Source organism: Candidatus Halocynthiibacter alkanivorans (genome assembly GCF_003333265.1).
Taxonomy (GTDB): Bacteria; Pseudomonadota; Alphaproteobacteria; order Rhodobacterales; family Rhodobacteraceae; genus Halocyntiibacter_A; species Halocyntiibacter_A alkanivorans.
This window is the reverse complement of record NZ_QOLB01000063.1, coordinates 1-1,121: the sequence shown is the minus strand read 5'-3', so window position 1 is coordinate 1,121 and position 1,121 is coordinate 1. Positions and strand designations below refer to the sequence as shown.

The 1,121-nt window shown below is 55.6% G+C and carries 2 protein-coding genes; both read right to left on the bottom strand.

The window, feature by feature from the left end:
• The coding region (locus tag DWA01_RS06050; RefSeq protein ID WP_419186987.1) for a type IIL restriction-modification enzyme MmeI at positions 1–862 on the bottom strand (862 nt) is incomplete at its 3' end.
• A partial coding sequence (locus DWA01_RS06045; RefSeq protein ID WP_235008439.1) for a hypothetical protein occupies positions 859–1,121 on the bottom strand: 263 nt, incomplete at its 5' end. The genes DWA01_RS06045 and DWA01_RS06050, both read right to left, overlap by 4 nt.

Genomic DNA, 1,121 nt, shown 5'->3' with positions numbered 1-1,121 from the left:
TCGACCCGAAGATGTCCGGGTTGATCTTGGTCCAGTTCAGATTGCCAATATGTGTCAGATACCGTTGCGCTATGCGGCTGAACCGTGGCACGTCAGTACGGCCTGAAAACAGCCCGCCGTTCACGTATGGAAAGGTATCAGCCCAGCGGGGAAGGTTCGCCGTGGCACGGTCCTTGATGGGCGTGTCCATGGCACGGAACAGTTCGCTGATCACCTCATGGGTGTTGGACCCGTCGGCGTTGGACATCTGTTGTATCGTGGTGGTGAACAGGTTCTCACCATTCAGGATGTCGGTGTCTTCGGCAAAGAACAGGAAGATCAACCGCGCCATGAAGTGATTCATGTCGGCGCTACGTCCAGCGGTGCCCCACTCGGGATTGTCAGCCCGCAACGTGGTGTAGAGTTTGTTCAAGCGCAGTGTGGCCCGTACATCAAACTCGCTTTCGCTGAGTTGTTTCGTTTTACTCAGCCCAGCCAGTGGCCAGAAAAATACGAAGTGGTTGGGGAAGTCTTGGTAGGTGCAGGATACGGTATCACCGGTCACCAGATCTTCGGCTTCGAACGCCACACCATCGGTGGCCAAAAGGAAACGTACCTTGTTACGCTTGGTCTCGGTGGCTTTGCTCTCACGCAGGGCGGTCAGGGTTTGTGGTACCTGGCCAGTTTCGCAGGTCTTGAGGTGGATGTGGTTCGCCTGAAGGACGCCATCTATGTCGGACTTGTTTGATGCCCCTTTGCGCAGTTTTTTGATCGTGGTCGCTTTGTTCCCGAAGGATTCAAGGAACGCATATGGGAACTCTGCCGCATCAAAGGATTGTTCGGCCAGATCGGTGATGGCCTGTTCCAATTCAACTGGGATCATGACGACTGCCCCAGTATGCCGTTCACCATGGCGTCGTAGCGGGACGGGTCAAAGGCGCTGCCTGTAGTTTCAAGCACCCGAGAGGTTTCAAGGCGCAGCACCTCGACGACAGCGGTTCGCACGGACTGTGGCTTGGGTCGTGTGTCCAATTGCTGGATGATCCGTTCGATGTGTTCAACAACGACGCCCAGCCGGTCAAAGTCGGTCTGTGTCGGGGCGTTCAATATCTTGCCCTCGAACATGCTTGTGACAGAGAAGC